Origin of the sequence: Sphaerotilus natans, from assembly GCF_900156335.1 — a bacterium.
Lineage (GTDB): Bacteria > Pseudomonadota > Gammaproteobacteria > Burkholderiales > Burkholderiaceae_C > Sphaerotilus > Sphaerotilus natans.
In genome coordinates this window covers 56,721-76,340 of record NZ_FTMZ01000021.1, presented here as the reverse complement: position 1 = coordinate 76,340, position 19,620 = coordinate 56,721, and the positions used below count along the sequence as shown (strand labels likewise).

18 protein-coding genes are annotated in these 19,620 nt (G+C 69.8%); 8 read left to right on the top strand and 10 right to left on the bottom strand.

The window, feature by feature from the left end; all coding sequences use genetic code 11:
• The first annotated feature begins 25 nt into the window (after window positions 1-25).
• The 6 genes from argA (at window position 26) to moaA (ending at window position 5,461) form a co-directional block, all read left to right on the top strand.
• Window positions 26-1,366: an amino-acid N-acetyltransferase gene (argA, locus tag BW996_RS16690; protein ID WP_037477069.1), complete on the top strand. Its 1,341-nt coding sequence runs from the start codon at window positions 26-28 to the stop codon at window positions 1,364-1,366.
• A 32-nt stretch (window positions 1,367-1,398) separates the two neighbouring features.
• Window positions 1,399-1,671 (top strand): oxidative damage protection protein, encoded by a 273-nt coding sequence (locus BW996_RS16685; RefSeq protein ID WP_037477070.1) that lies wholly within the window; start codon window positions 1,399-1,401, stop codon window positions 1,669-1,671.
• Between the two features lie 187 nt (window positions 1,672-1,858).
• Window positions 1,859-2,911 carry a Fe(3+) ABC transporter substrate-binding protein gene (locus BW996_RS16680; protein WP_037477071.1) on the top strand — a complete coding sequence of 351 codons (1,053 nt, stop codon included), beginning with the start codon at window positions 1,859-1,861 and terminating at the stop codon, window positions 2,909-2,911.
• 123 nt (window positions 2,912-3,034) lie between these two features.
• On the top strand, window positions 3,035-3,388 hold the full coding sequence (locus BW996_RS16675) for an H-NS histone family protein (protein ID WP_037477074.1): 354 nt from the start codon (window positions 3,035-3,037) through the stop codon (window positions 3,386-3,388).
• A 334-nt stretch (window positions 3,389-3,722) separates the two neighbouring features.
• Window positions 3,723-4,223, top strand: a complete 501-nt coding sequence (locus tag BW996_RS16670; RefSeq protein WP_139330926.1) for a C40 family peptidase — start codon at window positions 3,723-3,725, stop codon at window positions 4,221-4,223.
• A gap of 62 nt (window positions 4,224-4,285) precedes the next feature.
• Window positions 4,286-5,461: a GTP 3',8-cyclase MoaA gene (gene moaA / locus BW996_RS16665; RefSeq protein WP_037477076.1), complete on the top strand. Its 1,176-nt coding sequence runs from the start codon at window positions 4,286-4,288 to the stop codon at window positions 5,459-5,461.
• A 23-nt stretch (window positions 5,462-5,484) separates the two neighbouring features.
• On the opposite strand, the gene ispF is transcribed toward moaA, so the two are convergent.
• From ispF to ispD, 3 genes are all read right to left on the bottom strand, one after another.
• On the bottom strand, window positions 5,485-5,997 hold the full coding sequence (gene ispF, locus BW996_RS16660; protein WP_310732026.1) for a 2-C-methyl-D-erythritol 2,4-cyclodiphosphate synthase: 513 nt from the start codon (window positions 5,995-5,997) through the stop codon (window positions 5,485-5,487).
• Entirely contained in the window at window positions 5,994-6,569 is a 576-nt protein-coding gene (locus tag BW996_RS16655; RefSeq protein ID WP_051631397.1) for an NYN domain-containing protein, read from the bottom strand. The genes ispF and BW996_RS16655 overlap by 4 nt, the downstream gene beginning before the upstream one ends.
• A gap of 72 nt (window positions 6,570-6,641) precedes the next feature.
• Window positions 6,642-7,346, bottom strand: coding sequence for a 2-C-methyl-D-erythritol 4-phosphate cytidylyltransferase (gene ispD / locus BW996_RS16650; RefSeq protein ID WP_081837885.1), 705 nt, complete (start codon window positions 7,344-7,346; stop codon window positions 6,642-6,644).
• Between the two features lie 78 nt (window positions 7,347-7,424).
• On the opposite strand from ispD, the gene BW996_RS16645 reads away from it, so the two are divergent.
• Both BW996_RS16645 and mfd read left to right on the top strand, forming a co-directional pair.
• The gene (locus tag BW996_RS16645) at window positions 7,425-8,066 is read left to right on the top strand and encodes an FABP family protein (RefSeq protein WP_037477081.1); all 642 of its coding nucleotides are present in this window, start codon (window positions 7,425-7,427) and stop codon (window positions 8,064-8,066) included.
• A 46-nt stretch (window positions 8,067-8,112) separates the two neighbouring features.
• The gene (gene mfd, locus BW996_RS16640) at window positions 8,113-11,574 is read left to right on the top strand and encodes a transcription-repair coupling factor (protein ID WP_037477085.1); all 3,462 of its coding nucleotides are present in this window, start codon (window positions 8,113-8,115) and stop codon (window positions 11,572-11,574) included.
• Between the two features lie 278 nt (window positions 11,575-11,852).
• Here the strand turns inward: mfd and BW996_RS16635 are convergent, their stop codons facing one another.
• From BW996_RS16635 to paaC, 7 genes are all read right to left on the bottom strand, one after another.
• On the bottom strand, window positions 11,853-13,127 hold the full coding sequence (locus BW996_RS16635) for a patatin-like phospholipase family protein (protein ID WP_051631398.1): 1,275 nt from the start codon (window positions 13,125-13,127) through the stop codon (window positions 11,853-11,855).
• 123 nt (window positions 13,128-13,250) lie between these two features.
• The gene (paaZ, locus tag BW996_RS16630; RefSeq protein ID WP_037477087.1) at window positions 13,251-15,302 is read right to left on the bottom strand and encodes a phenylacetic acid degradation bifunctional protein PaaZ; all 2,052 of its coding nucleotides are present in this window, start codon (window positions 15,300-15,302) and stop codon (window positions 13,251-13,253) included.
• 14 nt (window positions 15,303-15,316) lie between these two features.
• Complete coding sequence (locus BW996_RS16625; RefSeq protein WP_037477089.1) at window positions 15,317-16,471, bottom strand: ABC transporter substrate-binding protein; 1,155 nt, start codon at window positions 16,469-16,471, stop codon at window positions 15,317-15,319.
• Window positions 16,468-17,094, bottom strand: coding sequence for a TetR/AcrR family transcriptional regulator (locus tag BW996_RS16620; protein ID WP_037477091.1), 627 nt, complete (start codon window positions 17,092-17,094; stop codon window positions 16,468-16,470). The genes BW996_RS16625 and BW996_RS16620 overlap by 4 nt, the downstream gene beginning before the upstream one ends.
• 64 nt (window positions 17,095-17,158) lie before the next feature.
• A complete protein-coding gene (gene paaE, locus BW996_RS16615; protein ID WP_037477093.1) occupies window positions 17,159-18,268 on the bottom strand; it encodes a 1,2-phenylacetyl-CoA epoxidase subunit PaaE in 1,110 nt (369 codons plus the stop codon).
• 22 nt (window positions 18,269-18,290) lie between these two features.
• Complete coding sequence (paaD, locus tag BW996_RS16610) at window positions 18,291-18,815, bottom strand: 1,2-phenylacetyl-CoA epoxidase subunit PaaD (protein WP_037477095.1); 525 nt, start codon at window positions 18,813-18,815, stop codon at window positions 18,291-18,293.
• Window positions 18,815-19,606, bottom strand: coding sequence for a 1,2-phenylacetyl-CoA epoxidase subunit PaaC (paaC, locus tag BW996_RS16605; protein ID WP_037477097.1), 792 nt, complete (start codon window positions 19,604-19,606; stop codon window positions 18,815-18,817). The genes paaD and paaC overlap by 1 nt, the downstream gene beginning before the upstream one ends.
• Window positions 19,607-19,620: the final 14 nt, after the last annotated feature.

The window sequence follows — 19,620 nt, the reverse complement described above, 5'->3', positions numbered from 1 at the left end:
CTGCTCGGGCACAATGCCGCCCACCATGAGCCTCGTCTTCCCGCACACCTTCGTCCCCTGGTTCCGTTCGGTGGCGCCGCACATCCATGCGTACCACGGCAAGACCTTCGTCGTCGGCATGGCGGGCGAGCTGATCGCCGCCGGCAAGCTCAACGCCTTCGCGCAGGACCTCTCGCTGCTGCATGCGATGGGCATCCGCCTGGTGCTGGTGCACGGCTTTCGGCCGCAGGTCGACGAACAGCTGCGCGCCAAGGGCCAGACCTCGCGCTACAGCCACGGCAAGCGCATCACCGATCCGGTCGCGCTCGACTGCGCGCAGGAAGCCGCCGGCCAGCTGCGCTTCGAGATCGAGGCCGCCTTCTCGCAGGGCCTGCCCAACACGCCGATGGCCAACTCGACGGTGCGCGTCGTCTCGGGCAACTTCCTGACCGCGCGGCCGGTCGGCATCGTCGACGGCGTCGACTTCATGCACAGCGGCCTGGTGCGCAAGGTCGACGCCGGCCTGATCCGTCGCGCCATCGACATCGGCGCGCTGGTGCTGCTGTCGCCCTTCGGCTTCTCGCCGACTGGCGAGGCCTTCAACCTGACGATGGAAGACGTGGCCACCGCCACGGCGGTGGCGCTGCAGGCCGACAAGCTGATGTTCCTGACCGAGATCGCCGGCATCCGCGAGGACCTCGACGACCCGGAGAGCGCCATCGACACCGAGCTGTCGCTGGCCGAGGCGCGCCGGCTGCTGGAGCGCCTGCCAGCCCCCACCCGTCCGACCGATCCGGCCTTCTACCTGCAGCACTGCGTCAAGGCCTGCGAGGGCGGCGTGGAGCGCTCGCACATCCTGCCCTTCGCCGCCGACGGCTCCATCCTGATGGAGATCTTCACCCACGACGGCGTGGGCACGATGGTGGTGGACGAAAAGCTCGAGAGCCTGCGCGAGGCCACCTCGGACGACGTCGGCGGCATCCTGCAGCTGATCGAGCCCTTCGAGCGCGACGGCACGCTGGTCAAGAGGAGCCGCACCGAGATCGAGCGCGACATCGGCGCCTACACCATCATCGAGCACGACGGCATCATCTTCGGCTGTGCCGCGCTCTACCCTTATCCGGAAGCACGCACCGGCGAGATGGCGGCGGTCACCATCTCGCCGCAGGTCCAGGGCCAGGGCGACGGCGAGCGCATCCTCAAGCGCATCGAGCAGCGCGCCCGCGCGATGGGCCTCGACAGCATCTTCGTGCTGACGACCCGCACCATGCACTGGTTCGTCAAGCGCGGCTTCCAGCAGGTCGACCCCGACTGGCTGCCCGAGGCGCGCAAGCGCAAGTACAACTGGGACCGGCGCTCGCAGGTGCTGGTCAAGAAGCTGAACTGATCCCTCTCCACGACAAGAAAGGAAGAACCCCCATGGCACGTACCGTCCAATGCGTCCTGCTGAAGAAGGAAGGCGACGGCCTCGACTTCGCGCCCTATCCCGGCGAGCTGGGCAAGCGCATCTACCTGAACGTCTGCAAGGAAGCCTGGCAGCAGTGGCTCAAGCACCAGACCATGCTGGTCAACGAGAACCGCCTGAACCTGGCCGATGCGCGCGCGCGCCAGTATCTGGCGCGCCAGATGGAAAACTACTTCTTCGGCGCTGGCGCCGACCAGCCGACCGGCTACGTGCCGCCGTCGGCCTGAATTCCCGGGCACAGCCCCGAAACGAGCCAAGCCGGCCGCGTGCCGGCTTTTTTGCGTCCGCTCACATCACGCCACGCTGCGGCAAACCAGACCGGAATTCGTGGACAAAAGAACACAATTGCGAATGATTCACGTTAATTGCTATCATGCACGGGCTCACCAACCTGCCGGCCCTGGCCGGACTGTCATGACTGCAAAGAACACCCTGAAGACGCTCGCCGGACTGATTTCCTGCCTCGGCGCCCTGGCGGCCACCCCGGCCCTGGCCCAGGAACAGGTGCTGAACCTGTATTCGGCGCGGCATTACCAGACCGACGAAGCCCTGTTCTCGAATTTCACCAAGGCCACCGGCGTCAAGATCAACATCGTCAGCGCCGACGATGCCGGCATCCTGCAGCGACTGAAGAGCGAAGGCGCCGCCAGCCCGGCCGACGTGATCCTGCTGGTCGATGCCGCGCGGCTGTGGTTTGCGGAGACCAATGATCTGTTCGCACCGGTCAAGTCGAGCTATCTGGAGCAGCGCATTCCGGCGCAGCTGCGCGGCAAGGACGCCGGCCAGGGCTCGGAATGGTTCGGCTATTCGACCCGCGCCCGCGTCGTCGTCTACAACAAGCTGAAGGTCAAGCGCGAGGACGTGGACAGCTACGCCAAGCTGGCCGATCCGAAGCTCAAGGGCCAGTTCTGCTCGCGCAGCGGCTCGCATCCCTACAACCTGTCGCTGTTCGGCTCCTATCTGGAGCATGCCGGCCCGGCCGCGACCGAAGCCTGGCTGAAGGGCCTGGTGGCCAATCAGGCGCGCGACCCCAAGGGCGGCGACACCGACCAGATCAAGGCCACCGCCTCGGGCGAATGCGGCGTGGCGCTGAGCAACACCTATTACATCGCCCGGATGATGCGCTCGAACAAGCCCGACGAGCGTGCCGCGATGGAGCAGGTCGGCGTGGTCTTCCCCAACCAGCAGAGCTGGGGCACGCATGTGAACGTGGCCGGCGGCGCGATGGCGCGCCATGCCAAGAATCGTGTCGCCGCGGTCAAGTTCCTCGAATATCTGGCCACCGATGACGCCCAGCGCTACTTTGCCGACGGCAACAACGAATATCCGGCGGTCAGCGCGGTCAAGATCTCCAACCCGGCGCTGGACACGCTGGGCACTTTCAAGCAGGAACTGATTCCGCTGTCGGCCGTGGGTCAGAACACCCCGAAGGTGCAGCAGATGCTGGACCGCGCCGGCTACAAGTGACACCACGCAAAGTGGCGCGGTTCAGGATAACTTCCTGATTTTCCCAACGGGGATGGACAGCACGGGCGGATTGTTTCTAGAATCCGCCCGCACATCCATCCACCCTTCCGTTGGGAAAACAACATGAGCACGTATCAGGAACTCCTTGCCCGCCAGCAGGAACTCGCCCGCGAGCAGGCAGAACTCGAGCGCCAGATCCAGGAAACCCTGCGCGCCGAGCGCGCCGGCGTGATCCAGCAGATCAAGGCCATGATGGCCGAGCACGGCCTGACGGTCGCCGACCTGAGCAGCGGAAAACCTGGCCGCCCGGCCCGCTCGGCCTCGTCCGGAGATACCGCGCCGGCCCGCAAGGTCGCGCCGAAATACCGCGACCCGGACACCGGCGAGACCTGGTCGGGTCGCGGCCTGAAGCCGAAGTGGCTGTCGCACGCGATCGAGAATGGCCGCACGCTCGAGGAATTCACGATCACCCAGTGATCGGATCGTTCACCGGCCAGACCGGTGCTGCAAAAGCTGCCTGCGGGCAGCTTTTTTGTTGGTGCGCGCGGCGCATCCGTGTCTGGAAATGTTTCTGATACATTTGCGGACTTTTCCAGATGCTGTCAGCAGCCTCGGCAGCAAAACCATCCAGTACCCAATCAGATCAGACTTTGGCGCGTCTTAAACCTTGCGAAGCCGTTCGGCATTGACATCTGCACACACCGTCCCTATCCTCGCCGGTGACTTTTCTCACACTTCCTCACCCATGACAGGCTTGCGCACAAAGACTCGCTCGAAGATGCTGATCGGTTCGGTGCTGCTGGCCCTGTCGATGAGCAGCACGGGGGTCCGGGCTGCCCCGGAAGATGCGGCAGATCCGATCCTGCGCTTCCTCGGCCAGCAGACCCAGAAAGCCTCCGAGACCGCCTCCGACCTGATCATGTCGGCGATGAACTTCCTGGGCGTGCGCTACCGCTTCGGCGGCACCAGCGAGGAAACCGGTTTCGACTGCAGCGGCTTCACCCGTCATGTCTTCGAGAACAGCGTCGGCCTGCTGCTGCCGCGCCGCGCCTCCGAACAGGCCGAGGCCGCCGGCCTGCTGACGGTGCGCAAGGAAGACCTGAAACCCGGCGATCTGGTGTTCTTCAATACCATGCGCCGCGCCTTCTCGCATGTCGGCATCTATGTCGGCGACGGCAAGTTCATCCATGCGCCGCGCACCGGCAGCTCCATCCGGGTCGACGACATGAACCAGTCGTACTGGACCAACCGCTTCGACGGCGCACGCCGCGCACCGCAGGTCAATCCCGACGCGCCGGTGGTGCTGCGCTGAAGCATTGACGTGCCTGACGTCGCGCAGATGCGCGGCCGGCCCTTCGGGCACAATCGCGCCTCATGTCCGAACGCAACATCATCGCGATCCATGACCTGCGCAATCCGGCCTCAGGCGCGGGAATCCCGGAAATACCTGCACTGCCTGCAGGCGCCGAACTCTCGTCCGGCCTGCTGGCGGATTCCCTCGGACGCACGCTGCACGACCTGAGAATCTCGGTCACCGACCGCTGCAATTTCCGCTGCAGCTACTGCATGCCGAAGGAAGTCTTCGACAAGGACTATCGCTTCCTGCCGCAGACTGCCCTGCTGAGCTTCGAGGAAATGCTGCGCATCGCGCGCATCTTCGTGGCCTGCGGGGTACGCAAGATCCGGCTGACCGGCGGCGAGCCGCTGCTGCGCCGCCATCTCGAGGATCTGGTGGCGATGCTGGCGAATCTGCGCACCCCGGACGGCGCGCCGCTCGACCTGACCCTGACCACCAACGGCTCGCTGCTGGCGCGTAAGGCGGCTGCGCTGCGTCAGGCCGGTCTGCGCCGGGTCACCGTCAGCCTGGACGCGATGGATGATCGCATCTTCCGGGCGATGAACGATGTGGACTTTCCGGTGGCCGACGTGCTGGCGGGCATCGATGCGGCGGTGGCGGCCGGCCTGGGCCCGGTCAAGGTCAACATGGTGGTCAAGCGGGGCACCAACGAGCACGAGATCGTCGCGATGGCGCGCCATTTCCGCGAGCGCCACGGCGGCCAGGTGGTGCTGCGCTTCATCGAATACATGGATGTGGGTGCCACCAACGGCTGGCGCATGGACCAGGTGCTGCCCTCGGCCGAGGTGCGCGCGCGGCTGCATGCGGCTTTCCCGCTGATGCCGCTGGACGCCGCCCAGCCCGGCGAGACGGCCGAGCGCTGGGCCTATGCCGACGGGCGCGGCGAGGTGGGCTTCATCTCCAGCGTCACCCAGGCCTTCTGCGGCGACTGCAACCGCGCGCGGCTGTCGACCGAAGGCCAGCTCTACCTGTGCCTGTTCGCCGAACGTGGCCACGATCTGCGCTCGCTGCTGCGCGGCGCGCATCCGTCGGGCCGGCCGTGGAGCGATGCGGAGATCGCCGCGGCCATCGGCCTGATCTGGCAGCGCCGCGACGACCGCTACTCGCAGCTGCGCGCCAGCCAGCCGGCCGAGACCGCCACGACGGAGGGCAGCGGCCGGCGCCGCATCGAGATGAGCTACATCGGCGGCTGAGCGCGCTGCCGCCGTCGGGCCGCTCAGGCCTTCATCAGCAGGCAGACCGCACGGGCCTCGATCGACTCGCCGCGCCCCACCGGGCCGAGCTTCTCGGCGGTCTTGGCCTTGACGTTGACGCAGGCCACATCGAGACCGACGCAGCGCGCGATCGACTCGCGCATCGCGCTGATGTGCGGCGCCATCTTCGGCGCCTGCGCGACGATGGTGCTGTCGATGTTGACGATCTGCCAGCCCTCGGCGCGCACCCGGCGCGCCGCCTCGGCCAGCAACCGCGCGCTGTCGGCGCCCTTGAACTCGAGCGCGGTGTCGGGGAAATGCCGGCCGATGTCGCCCAGCGCCGCCGCGCCGAACAGCGCATCGGTGATGGCGTGCAGCAGCGCATCGGCGTCCGAGTGGCCGAGCAGGCCGCGCTCGTGCGGGATGGTCACGCCGCCCAGGATCAGCGGCCGGCCAGCGACCAGCGCATGCACATCCCAGCCCTCGCCGACGCGCAGCGCCGGCACCGTCATCGCCGTGGTCATCATGGCGGTCATGCGTGGGTGTGGTGGTGGGCGCCCGCCATCGCCGGCTTGTCCTTGTCGATCGCCGGATGCATGTCGTCCATCCACAGCACCTGATCGGCATAGCACTGCAGGTCGGTGGAGAGGTTGGACATCGCGCCGTGCAGCCAGAACTCCTTGTGCAGCTCGGACTTGATGTAGGTGATCGCCTCCTGGAAGTCGCCGTCGCCGGCCGACAGGATCAGGCGGTCATAGACGCCCTGGGCCGCCAGCTTGACGATCAGCGTGGCGATGCCGACATCCACGCCCTTCTGCACCGAGCGGTGGAACTGGTGCGAGCAGTTCGGGCAGGTGGTGTTCAGGTCCTTGATGGTGTAGAGCTGCACGCGCATCTTGGGGCCGCGCGGCGGCGCCGACTTCAGCCAGCTGTGAAAGGCGTTCTGGCTCTCGGTGGCCGCATCCGGCGTCGAGTTCAGGTAGTAGCACTCGTGCAGCGGGCCGCCGTTGGCGCGGGTGATCTCGGCCTTGAGCTTCAGGTAGTCGAAGGGCCGGTTGCGGCCGTAGTTGAAAAGATAGGCTCCGTCAACAATCCAGACAGTTTTCATGTGTTTTGTCTAAGTGAATCAGCAAAAACCAGATACGGTTGCGCATCATGCCACGATGGGCACAGGCAGAAATTAGACCGTGCCGAGCAGCCGCTCGGCGAGGGCAAAGTCCTCGGGCCAGGTGACTTTCAGATTGAGCAGGTCGCCGCGCACCAGACGCGGATCGTGGCCGAGAGCCTCGATCGCGCTGGACTCGTCGGTGAGGTGCTCGCCGGCCTGGCGCAGCGCCGGCTGCAGCAGGCCCAGGCGGAACATCTGCGGCGTCTGCGCCGCCCACTTGCCGGCACGGTCGACGGTGGCGGCCACCCGCGCATCCGGCCCCTGCGCGACCTGCTGCTTCAGGGTGTCGGCCACCGGCAGCGCCAGCAGGCCGCCGACCTCGTCGTCCCTGCAGGCGTCGATCAGCCGGTCGACCCAGGCCGGCTCGACCAGGCAGCGCGCGGCGTCATGCACCAGCACCCAGTCGTGCGGCATCACGCCCTGCTCGAGCAGCGCCTGCAGGCCGCCGGCGACGCTCTCGGCACGGCTGGCGCCGCCGCAGCGCGCCACCCGCAGCCGCGGGTCATGGACCAGCTCGCCCACCGCCGCCTCGAAGGCGGTGTCGTCCGGCGACAGCACCACCAGCACCGAGGCCAGCCGCTCGACCTGCAGCAGCGCGCGCAGCGTGTGCACCACCATCGCCTCGCCGGCGATCGCGCGGTACTGCTTGGGCGCGCCGGCACCGGCGCGCTGGCCGACGCCGGCACAGGGCACCAGCGCATGACAACAGGGGGACATTCCGATCAGCATCCCGCGATTGTCGCCGCAGTGGCGATAGAGTGCCGTCTGCACCCCACCCTTGCACACTGCACAGCCATGAGCGACTTCCCGCAGGACATCTACACCGAACCGTCGGGCTACAGCCTCGACACCCTCGCCTGCCTGGGCCCGCTGCGGCGCATGGCCGGCGTCTGGACCGGCCGGCGCGGCCTGGACGTCAAGCCCAAGGCCGACGGCCCGCGCAAGCAGGCCTATGTCGAGCGGCTGGAGCTGCAGCCCATCGACCCGGTCACCAACGGCCCGCAGCTGCTCTACGGCCTGCGCTACCACACGCACATCACCAAGCCCGAGCAGGTCAAGACCTATCACGAGCAGGTCGGCTACTGGCTGTGGGAGCCGGCCACCGGCGGCGTCGTCCACACGCTGACCATTCCGCGCGGCCAGGTGGCGATGGCCGCCGGCCAGGCCAGCGCCGAGGCCGACCACTTCGAGCTGCACGCCACCCAGGGCCTGGACACCTGGGGCATCTGCTCCTCCCCCTTCCTGGACCATGCGTTCAAGACCACCGCGTTCCGCATCCGCGTCGACTTCCATGACGACGGCAGCTGGTCCTACGAGGAGGACACGGTGCTGCAGATCCGCGGCCGGGACGAGCCCTTCCACCATGTCGACCGCAACCACCTCGAGCGCGTCGCCGAAGCGACGCCCAATCCGCTGGCGCGGGTGAAGGCCGGCTGAGCGGCCGGCCGGCAGGCCCGGGGCGGCGCGCCTAGAATCGCCGCCCATGCAGCTGCCCCAGATCGCCCCCGGAAAACGCTACACCGTTCCCCGCCCGACCGGCTCGGCCGACGCGCTGCTGCTGGCGCGCTTCGCCGAGCGGCAGGCCGGGCAGAAGAAGGTGCTGGCCGTCATCACCGCCGAGCCCGCCGACGTGCAGCGCCTGCCCGACGAGCTGGCCTTCTTCGCCCCGGGCCTGCGGGTGGCCGTCTTCCCCGACTGGGAGACGCTGCCCTGGGACACCTTCAGCCCGCACCAGGACCTGATCTCCGAGCGCCTGGCCACGCTGTGGCGCATCCACTCCGGCGAGGTCGACGTGGTGCTGCTGCCGGCCACCACCGCCCTCACCCGGCTGGCGCCGCCCGCCTTCCTCGCCGGCTACACCTTCCATTTCAAGAAGGGCCAGAAGCTCGACGAGGCGGGCCTGAAGTCGCAGCTCACGCTGGCGGGCTACCAGCATGTCAGCCAGGTCGTCTCGCCGGGCGAGTACGCGGTGCGCGGCGGCCTGATCGACCTCTATCCGATGGGCTCGGCCGTGCCCTACCGGGTCGATCTGTTCGACGACGAGATCGACTCGATCCGCGTCTTCGATCCCGACACCCAGCGCAGCCTCTACCCGGTGCCGGAGGTGCGGCTGCTGCCCGGGCGCGAGTTCCCGATGGACGAGCGCGCGCGCCAGGACTTCCGCGCCCGCTGGCGCGAGAAGATGGAGGGCGACCCGAGCAAGGCGCGCCTGTACAAGGACATCGCCCAGGGCATCGCCGGCGGCGGCATCGAATACTTCCTGCCGCTGTTCTTCGACGAGCCGGCCACCATCTTCGACTACTTCGGCGAGGGCGCGGTGCTGGCCCTGCACGGCGAGGTGGGCGAGGCGATCGAGCGCTTCCACGCCGAGACGCGCGAGCGCCACCGGCTGATGCAGCACGACCCCGAGCGGCCGATCCTGCCGCCCGAAGAGGTCTTCCTGCGCCAGGAGGACTTCTTCCAGCGCTGCAACCGCCATGCGCAGCTGGCCATCCGCGGCGCCGAGCCGGTCGAGTGGGCGCGCCCCCTGCCCGACCTGAGCATCGACCGCAAGGGCCAGGAGCCGCTGCACCGGCTGGAGGCGCACCTGGCGCGGCTGAGAAACGAGGCGGCAGGCGCACGCCTGCTGCTGGTGGCCGAGTCCGCCGGCCGGCGCGAGAGCCTGCTGGAGCTGCTACGCGATCACCGGCTGGAGCCGCCGGCGGTGGACTCGCTCGCCGCCTTCCTGGCCGGCGAGCACCGCTACGCGATCACCACCGCGCCACTGTCGTCGGGCTTCATCTGGACCGAGGCCGGCCCCGGCGGCGCGGTGCAGATCGTCACCGAGACCGAGCTGTTCGACAGCGCACCCACCACCCGGCGCCGGCGCCGCCAGGAGGCCACCAGCGATGTCGACGCGCTGATCAAGGACCTCTCCGAACTGAAGATCGGCGATCCGGTGGTGCATTCCAGCCACGGCATCGGCCGCTACCAGGGGCTGGTCAGCATCGACCTGGGCGAAGGCCCGACCGAGTTCCTGTTCCTCGAATACGCCGACAAGGCCACGCTCTACGTGCCGGTGTCGCAGCTGCAGCTCATCAGCCGCTACACCGGCGTCTCGGCCGACGAGGCGCCGCTGCACAAGCTGGGATCGGGCCAGTGGGACAAGGCCCGGCGCAAGGCCGCCGAGCAGGTGCGCGACGCCGCCGCCGAGCTGCTCAACCTCTACGCCCGCCGCGCCGCGCGCGAGGGCTTCGCCTTCCGCTACGCGCCGCAGGACTACGAGGCCTTCGCCGCCAGCTTCGGCTTCGAGGAGACGCCCGACCAGGCCGCGGCCATCCACGCGGTCATCCAGGACATGATCAGCCCGCGGCCGATGGACCGGCTGGTCTGCGGCGACGTCGGCTTCGGCAAGACCGAGGTCGCGCTGCGCGCGGCCTTCGTCGCCGTGACCGGCGGCAAGCAGGTAGCGCTGCTGGCACCGACCACGCTGCTGGCCGAGCAGCATTACCAGACGATCGCCGACCGCTTCGCGCCCTGGCCGGTCAAGGTGGCCGAGATGAGCCGCTTCCGCTCGCCCAAGGAGGTCAAGGCGGCGATGGAGGGGCTGGCCGCCGGCACCATCGACATCGTCGTCGGCACGCACAAGCTGCTCAGCCCCGACACCAAGTTCAAGAACCTGGGCCTCTTGATCATCGACGAGGAGCACCGCTTCGGGGTGCGCCACAAGGAGCAGATGAAGGCGCTGCGCGCCGAGGTCGACGTGCTGACGCTGACGGCCACGCCGATCCCGCGCACGCTGGGCATGGCGCTCGAAGGCCTGCGCGACCTCTCGGTGATCGCCACCGCGCCGCAGCGCCGGCTGGCGATCAAGACCTTCGTGCGCAACGAGAACAAGGGCACCATCCGCGAGGCGGTGCTGCGCGAGCTCAAGCGCGGCGGCCAGGTCTACTTCCTGCACAACGAGGTCGAGACGATCGAGAACCGGCGCCAGGCGCTGGCCGAGCTGCTGCCCGAGGCGCGCATCGGCGTCGCCCACGGCCAGATGCCCGAGCGCGAGCTCGAGCGCGTGATGCGCGACTTCGTCGCCCAGCGCCACAACCTGCTGCTGTGCTCGACCATCATCGAGACCGGCATCGACGTGCCGACGGCCAACACCATCGTCATCTCCCGCGCCGACAAGTTCGGCCTGGCGCAGCTGCACCAGCTGCGCGGGCGCGTCGGCCGCAGCCACCACCAGGCCTACGCCTACCTGATGGTGCCCGACATCGAGGGCCTGACCAAGCAGGCCGCGCAGCGCCTGGACGCCATCCAGAGCATGGAGGAGCTGGGCTCGGGCTTCTACCTGGCGATGCACGACCTGGAGATCCGCGGCGCCGGCGAGGTGCTGGGCGACAGCCAGAGCGGCAACATGATGGAGGTCGGCTTCCAGCTCTACAACGAGATGCTGAGCGAGGCGGTGCGGGCGCTCAAGGCCGGCAAGGAGCCCGACCTGCTCTCGCCCACCGGCTTCTTCGGCGGCACGACCGAGGTCAACCTGCACGCGCCGGCGCTGCTGCCCGACAGCTACTGCCCCGACGTGCACGTGCGCCTGAACCTCTACAAGCGCCTGGCCACCGCCGACCGGCTGGACAGGATCGACGCGATGCTGGAGGAATGCACCGACCGCTTCGGCAAGCTGCCCGCGCAAGGCCAGGCGCTGTTCGACCTGCACCGGCTGCGGGTGCAGGCGCGGCCCTACGGCATCCAGAAGATCGACGCCGGCCCGGCGGTGATGAACATCCACTTCCGCCCCAACCCGCCAATCGACCCGATGAGGATCATCGAGCTGGTGCAGAAGAACCGCAACGTCAAGCTCGCCGGCAACGACAAGCTGCGCATCGAGCGCGCCTATCCGGACGCCAAGGACCGCGCGCAATATGTCCGCGACATCCTGCGCGCGCTGGGGCAGCCGCTCAGCGCGTGATCGAGCCCACCGCAGCACGCACGCCCCCCATCGTCATCCTCGCGAAGGCGAGGACCCACGCCCGCCCCGCCATCCCGCGTGGGTGCCCGCCTGCGCGGGCATGACGGAAGGGGCGGGCCGCAGCCTCTACCGCCGCAGCACGCCCGCCCCCCCCATCGTCATCCTCGCGAAGGCGAGGACCCACGCCCGCCGCGCCCTGCCGCGCCATCCCGCGTGGGTGCCCGCCTGCGCGGGCATGACGGGAAGGCGGGCATGACGGAAGGGGCGGGCCGCAGCCGCTACGCCATCCGCATCCGCCCGGTCGTCGAGGCCGAGGCAGTCGGGAAGACCAGCCGCGAGCGCAGCTCCCGGTAGGCCTCCCAGTCGAAACGCTCGAGAAAGTCGACCGCCCGGGCCGCGCCTTCGCGGAACAGCTCGGCGCGGGTGGTGTCGTCCATGCTGAAGTCCAGCCAGTTCACGTCGCGGCAGGCGATGTGCTGCACCAGCTGGCGGTAGTCGTGGTTGTTCGACAGGAAGTCGTAGTCCAGCGCGTGGCGGGCCGAATCGAAGATCGCGCCGAACAGGCTCAGCGGCCCGTCGATGCGGCGCCGGCGCTCATCCTGCTGCAGCTTCACGCCGAAGGTCGGCCGGGTCGGAATGCGGCTGTAGTTGTGGAAGAGATGGATCGGGAAGTTCGAGATCACCCCGCCGTCGACGAAGATGCCCTGCGCCGGCAGCCCGCCCTCCTGCGCGGCGTCATAACCGACTGCATCGCGCCAGCGCCGCACCGCACCGTCGTCCTGCGGCACGCTCAGGCGCAGCGGCTCGAAGAAGAAGGGAATCGACATCGACGCCCGCGCGAACAGCGCCGGATCGGCCCGCGCCGGGTCGGCGAAATACAGCGCCGCATGGTCGGGAAAGACCACCTTGCTCTCGGAGGCCACATCGGCGGCGACGATCGCCAGCCGCCCGCGCGCCTCCTGCGGCTCGAGCAGCCGGTTCTGACGCCAGTTCCACAGCCCCGGCGGGGGCTCGGCCAGGCGCGCCTGCAGCGCCTCGAGCGTGCTCACGCCCTCGCGCGCCAGCACGCCGTGGATCCAGTCCTGGAAGACCGCGCCCGGATTGAGCCCGAGCCGCGTCTTCAGCAGGCCGCGCACCCGCCAGGCCCGCCAGGCCAGCCGCCAGGGGCTGGGATCGGGCGCCAGCGCCGCATCGATCAGCCGGCGGCTGCGGCGCCCGCCGTCGACGAAGCCGCGAAAGTCCAGCGCCGCCAGATCCTGCAACAGCTGCGGCCCCTTGGCCTGGGCGGGCGGCCCCAGCGCCGCCAGCAGCAGCGCATTGATCGAGCCCGCCGACGTGCCGCCCACCCCCAGGAAGCGCAGCCCCGCCTGCTCCAGCGCCCAGGTGTAGCCCACCAGCGCGATGCCGAGCATGCCGCCGCCCTCCATCACCAGATCCACATACTGGTGGCCCTGCTGGTCGACCAGGTCGCTGAAGCGCTTGTCGCGCAAGCGCTCCAGGCGCGGCATCAGCGCCTGCAGCGACGGATGACGGATCAGTGCATCGATGTCCATGGCCTGTTTCTCCCCCCGGAGATGACACGGAGTGTCTCAGGCGCGCAGTATCCACCGCGGGCATGACAGGCGCATCCTCGGAACGAAGGAGATGGGAAGCAATCGTTCCCCGCCTCCTCGCCCTCACCCTCGCTTGGCCACCAGCGTCAGGATGTCGTAGCTGGCCACCAGCTCGCCGTGCTGGTTGCTGACCTCGACATCCCAGGCCACCACGCCCTGGCCGACGCCACTCGGATCGACCCGGTTGCGGTCGATCTTGCGCTTGCAGGTCAGCCGCGCGCGAATGGTGTCGCCGATGCCCACCGGCTTGACGAAGCGCAGCGTGTCCAGCCCGTAGTTGGCCAGCACCGGCCCCGGCGCCGGCGACACGAACAGGCCCGCGGCCGCCGACAGCACAAAATAGCCGTGCGCGATGCGCTGGCCGAACTGCGTCTGCCGGGCAGCAACCTCGTCGAAGTGCATGTAGAAGAAGTCGCCCGAGATGCCGCCGAAGGCGACGATGTCGGCCTCGGTCACGGTGCGCCGGTGCGTCAGCAGCGACTCGCCGACCTGCAGATCCTCGAAATGGCGCCGGAAGGGGTGCACCTCGGTCTCGATGACCTCGGCGCCGCGCACATGCTCGCCGGTGATGGCCGCCAGCATCGTCGGCGAGCCCTGCACCGCGGTGCGCTGCAGCAGGTGCTTGACGGCGCGGATGCCGCCCAGCTCCTCGCCGCCGCCCGCGCGCCCCGGCCCGCCATGCTTGAGCGCCGGCAGCGGCGAGCCGTGGCCGGTCGATTCCTTGGCCGAGACGCGGTCGAGCACATGCACCCGCCCATGCAGCGCCGCCATCGCCGGCACCACCTGCGCGGCCACCCGGGGCGAGTGCGTCACCAGCGAGGCCACCAGCGAGCCGCGCCCGCGCGCGGCCAGCTCGACCGCCTCGTCCATCGAATCAAACGGCATCAGCGTGCTGACCGGGCCGAAGGCCTCGACGTCGTGCACCGCCGCGTCGCGCCACGGGTCGCGGCTGAGCAGCAGCGTCGGCGCGAAGAAGGCGCCGTGATCGGTGCCGGCGCCGAGCGGAATCACGTCGGTGCCGCCGCCGCAGACCAGCTCGGCGTGCTCGCGCAGGCGCGCCACCCGCTCGGCCACATCGGCCTGCTGCGCGTGCGAGGCCAGCGGGCCCATCTTCACGCCCTCCTGCGCCGGATCGCCCACCACCACCCGGGCCAGGCGTGCGCGCAGCCGCTCGGCCACCGCGTCGAGATGGCGCCGGGGCACCAGTGCGCGGCGGATCGCGGTGCACTTCTGCCCGGCCTTGACCGTCATCTCGCGCGCGACCTCGCGCACGAACAGCTCGAACTCCTCGTCGTCCGGCGTCACGTCATCGGCCAGCACCGCGCAGTTGAGCGAATCGGCCTCGGCGTTGAAGGGCACCGACTGGCGGATCAGGTTCGGGTGCACCCGCAGCTTGGCCGCGGTGTCGGCCGAGCCGGTGAAGGTGACCACGTCGCAGCCGTCGAGCCGGTCGAGCAGGTCCCCGGTGCCGCCGATCACCAGCTGCAGGCTGCCGGCCGGCAGCAGGCCGCTGGCATCGATCAGCCGCACCAGCGCCTCGGTCAGGAAGCTGGTCGCCGTCGCCGGCTTGCCGATGCAGGGCATGCCGGCCAGGAAGCTCGGCGCGAACTTCTCCAGCAGGCCCCACACGGGAAAGTTGAAGGCGTTGATGTGGACCGCCAGGCCACGGCGCGGCACCAGGATGTGCGTGCCGGCAAAGCCGCCGCCCTTGCCCAGCGGCATCGCCGGGCCCTCGTGCAGCACATTGCCTGAGGGCAGCTCGCCCGAGCCCAGGCTGGCGTACGCGAACAGCGTGCCGATGCCGCCCTCGATGTCGATCCAGGCGTCCTGCCGGGTCGCACCGGTGGGCGCGGAGGCCGCGTAGAGCGTCTCCTTGTGCTCGAGCAGGTATTTCGCCAGCGCCTTGAGCCGCTGCGCGCGCTGCTGGAAGTCCAGCGCCAGCAGGCCGCGCAGGCCGGCGACACGGGCGAAATCGACCGCCTCGGCGAAGTCGATCGCCTCGGCGTGGGTGTGGGCGACGACGCGGCCGTCGACCGCGCTGCGCAGCGCCGCCGCCGGCTCGGCGCCGAGCCAGCGCCCGGCAATGAAGCTCTGCAGATGCATCACGGTGCTCATGCTTTGATCCCCGCTCACGGTGCGTACTTCCAGGTGCCCTTGTCGATCTTGACCATCACGCGCGCGCGCTGGTCCAGGCCCAGGTGATCGGCCGCCGACAGGCTGAAGATGCCGTGCGCGCCGGGCAGCTCGCGCACCTGCTCGATCGCGTCGCGCAGCGCGGCGCGGAATTCCGGCGTGCCGGGCTTGGCCTTCTTCAGCGCCACCGGCGCGGCGGCGCTCATCAGCAGGCCGGCATCCCAGGCGTGGCCGCCGAAGGTCGAGACGCTGCCCTTGCCGTGGGCCGCCTCGTAGGCCGCGACATAGGCCAGCGCCGACTTGCGCACCGGATGGCTGGCGGGCAGCTGATCGGCCACCAGCACCGGACCGGCCGGCAGGAAGGTGCCCTCGACGTCCTTGCCGCCCACGCGCAGGAAGTCGGCGTTGGCCACGCCGTGCGTCTGGTAGAGCTTGCCGGCATAGCCGCGCTCCTTCAGGGTGCGCTGCGGCAGCACCGCCGGCGTGCCCGAGCCGGCGACCAGGATGGCGTCGGGCTGGGCCGACATCAGCTTCAGGATCTGGCCGGTGACCGAGGTGTCGTTGCGCGCATAGCGCTCGCTGGCCACCACGCGCAGCTTCTTCAGCTCGACCGCCTTGGTGAACTCCTGGAACCAGCCCTCGCCATAGGCGTCGGCAAAGCCGATGAAGCCCACCGTGCGCACGCCGGCGGCGGCCATGTGCTCGGCGATCGCCAGCGACATCTGGATGTCGTTCTGCGGCGTCTTGAAGACCCAGCGCTTCTTGGCGTCCTGCGGCTCGACGATGCGCGCCGAGGCGGCCATCGAGATCATCGGCGTCTGCGCCTCGGCCACCGCGTCGATCATCGCCAGCGAGTTGGGCGTGGTAGTCGAGCCGATGACGATGTCGACCTTGTGCTCGGTCAGGAGCTTGCGGGTGTTGGCCACCGCGGTGGTGGTGTCGGAGGCATCGTCGAGCACGATGTAGTTCACCTTCTCGCCGCCGATCGTCTTGGGCATCAGCGCGATGGTGTTCTTCTCCGGAATGCCCAGCGAGGCGGCCGGGCCGGTGGCCGAGACCGTCACGCCGACGTTGATGTCGGCCAGCGCGGCGGTGCTGAGCAGCGCAGCAGCCAGCGCCAGCAGGGTGCGGGGGGTGGGGTTTTTCTTCACGGGGTGTCTCCTCTGGGGGGTGGGGCGGGCACGCCCACATGCGGCAGCCCGCCAAGAAAGAGGTCGGCGACGATCGGGGCCATGGTCTCGTGGTCGAGCGAGCCGTCGGGCCGCAGCCAGGTGAACATCCAGTTGATCATCCCGAACAGCAGCATCGACACCGGCACCGCCAGCCGCGCCGCGTCCAGGTCCGGGCGCAGCTCGCCCAGCGCGCGCGCAAAGCCGTCGACCACCCGGCGCTCGGTCACCAGGATGCGCTCGCGGTCGACGTCCCCCAGGAAGCGCACGTCCTCGGTCAGCACCCGGTGCGCGTTCTGCGCGCCGGCATATTCCTGCACGAAGCGGATGATCAGCCGGTGCAGGCGCGGGCGCGCAGGCAGGCCCTCGGCCTCGATCTCGGCCACCAGCTCGGCCAGCCGGCCGACATGGCCCTCGGCGATCTGCACCAGCAGCGCGTACTTGTCGCGGTAGTAGTGATAGAGCGTCGGCTTGGACAGGCCGCAGGCCTCGGCCAGCTGGTTCATCGAGGTGGCGGGATAGCCGCGCCGCGCGAACAGGTCGGCGGCATGGGCGAGGATCATCTCGCGCTGGTCGTCATAGGCGGGGGAGCGGGTACGGGCCACGGGGTCAGGAAGCGTCGAGGGGTCGGGCGTCGGTCGGGGTGGCGCGCGTCGCGGCGGGGCTCGCTCAGCGCTCGTCGAAGGACAGCACGACCCGGGGGGTCAGCGGATGCGACTGGCAGGTCAGCACGAAGCCGGCGGCCACCTCGTGGGCCTCAAGGGAGAAGTTGCGATCCATGCGCACCTGCCCCTCGAGCACGCGGGCCCGGCAGGTGCAGCATACCCCGGACTTGCAGGAGAACGGCACGTCCAGCCCGGCACGCGCGGCCGCGTCCAGCAGGCTGGCGTCGCCGGCGCGGAACTCGATCTCGCGGCGCAGGCCGTCGCGCACGATGCTCACCGTCGCCTGCGGCGCGTCGCCCGGCAGCACCGGATGCAGCTGGGCCGGCGACTGACCGCGCTGGGCGTCGGGCACGCCGAAGCGCTCGACATGCAGGCGCTCGGGCGCCACGCCGGCCGCCTTCAGCCCGGCCTCGACGGTGTCGTTGAAGCCGTGCGGGCCGCAGACGAAGGCCTGGTCGATCGCCTCGGGCCGCAGCACGGTGCGCAGCAGCAGCGCCAGCTTGGCCTCGTCGAGCCGGCCGGCGTTGAGCGGCGTGTCCACCGGCTCGGCCGAGAACACCGGGTGCAGCGCCAGCCGGGTCAGGAAGCGGTTCTTCAGGTCCTCGAGTTCCTCGCGGAACATCGTCGAGCGCAGCGAGCGATTCGCATAGACCAGCGTGAAGCGGCTGGCCGGTTCGGTCTCCAGCACCGTCTTCAGGATCGACAGGATCGGCGTGATGCCGCTGCCCGCCGCGAAGCCGACGACATGGCGCCCGCCCTGCCCGCCCTGCCCCACCTGCGGCGCGGGCAGCTCCGGCAGGGTGAAATGGCCCTGTGGCGGAAAGACCTGCAGCGTGTCGCCGGCCTTCAGCGCGCCGCCCAGCCAGTTCGAGAAGCGCCCGCCGGGCACCCGGCGCACACCCACCCGCAGCACGCCGTCCTGCGGCGCGGCGCAGATGGAATAGGAGCGGCGCAGGTCCTCGCCCTCCACCGCGGCGCGCAGCGTCAGGTACTGGCCGGCGCGGAAGCGGAAGGTCTCGGCCAGCGCAGGCGGCACGTCGAAGCTCAGCAGCACCGCCTCTTCGGTGTCGGGGCGGACCTCGCGGACGGTGAGTTCGTGGAAATGCAGGCTCATGGTGTCGGGATCCGGTTCGGATTCAGATCGGCTTGAAATGCTCGAAGGGCTCGCGGCAGGCCAGGCAGCGCCACAGCGACTTGCAGGCGGTCGAGCCAAAGGCCGAGAGCCGCTCGGTGCGCGGACTATCGCAGCGCGGGCAGGACGGATCGGCGGGCGCGGCCGCGCGGCGGTGCAGCCGCACCGGCACGCCCTCGCCGGCCGCCACCGGCCCTGGCGGCGCGATGCCGTACTCGCGCAGGCGCTGGCGGCCCTGTTCGCTGATCCAGTCGGTGGTCCAGGCCGGCGCGCGGCGCAGCGTGACCGCAAAGGGCGCCAGGCCCGCGGCCTCCAGCGCCTCGGCGACGCTGGCCGAGATGACCTCGGTGGCCGGGCAGCCGCTGTAGGTGGGCGTGAGCACCACCTCCAGCGCGCCCTCGTCGTCCAGCCGCACCTCGCGCACGATGCCGAGATCGCGCAGCGTCAGCACCGGGATCTCGGGATCGGGCACCGGGTCGATCGCCTGCCACGCCGCCTCGATGCGGCCGAGCACCTGCGCGCCGCACATCACCAGGCTCCGCCCGGATAGGCGCGCTGCAGGTGCTGCATCTCGGCCAGCAGCCGGCCCATGTGCTCGCTGTGCACGCCGCGCCGGCCGGTGGTGACGTAGGCGCCCAGCGTGGGCACACGCACGCCGGCCTCGTCCAGCAGCGCCTGCATCGCCGCGTGCCAGTCCTCGCGCAGGTCGGCCCAGCGCGGGCCCAGGCCGCAGGCGGCCGCCGCCTCGTCGACCGCATCGGCCTCGAACAGCTCGGGCGTGTAGCGCCAGAGCCGGTCGAGCGCGTCCTGCAGCCGGCGGTGCGACTCGGGCGTGCCGTCGCCCAGGCGCACCACCCAGTCGGCGGCGTGCTGCTCGTGGTAGCGCGATTCCTTCAGCGCCTTGGCGGCGATGGCGGCCAGCTCGGCGTCGCTGGAGGTCTGCAGCCGCGTCCACATCAGCCGCATCCAGGTGGCGACCGCCGCATTGCGCAGCACGGTGAAGGCGAAGTCGCCGCGCGGCAGCTCCACCAGCGTCGGGTTCAGGTAGTCGCGCTCCTCGCGCAGGAAGGCGAGCTGGTCCTCGTCGAAGGCCGCTGGCGCGCCCCGCGCGTGGCCGACCTGGCCGGCGCGGGTCAGCAGCGCGCGCGCCTGGCCGATCAGGTCGAGCGCGAGATTGGTCAGCGCGATGTCTTCTTCCAGGATGGGCGCGTGGCCGCACCACTCGCCCAGGCGCTGGGCATGGATCAGGCAGAAGTCGCCCAGGCGCAGCAGGTACTGCACCGCCGGATCGCGGCCGGGCTGGATGGAGGGTGTGCTCATCGGTCGGTCGCTCC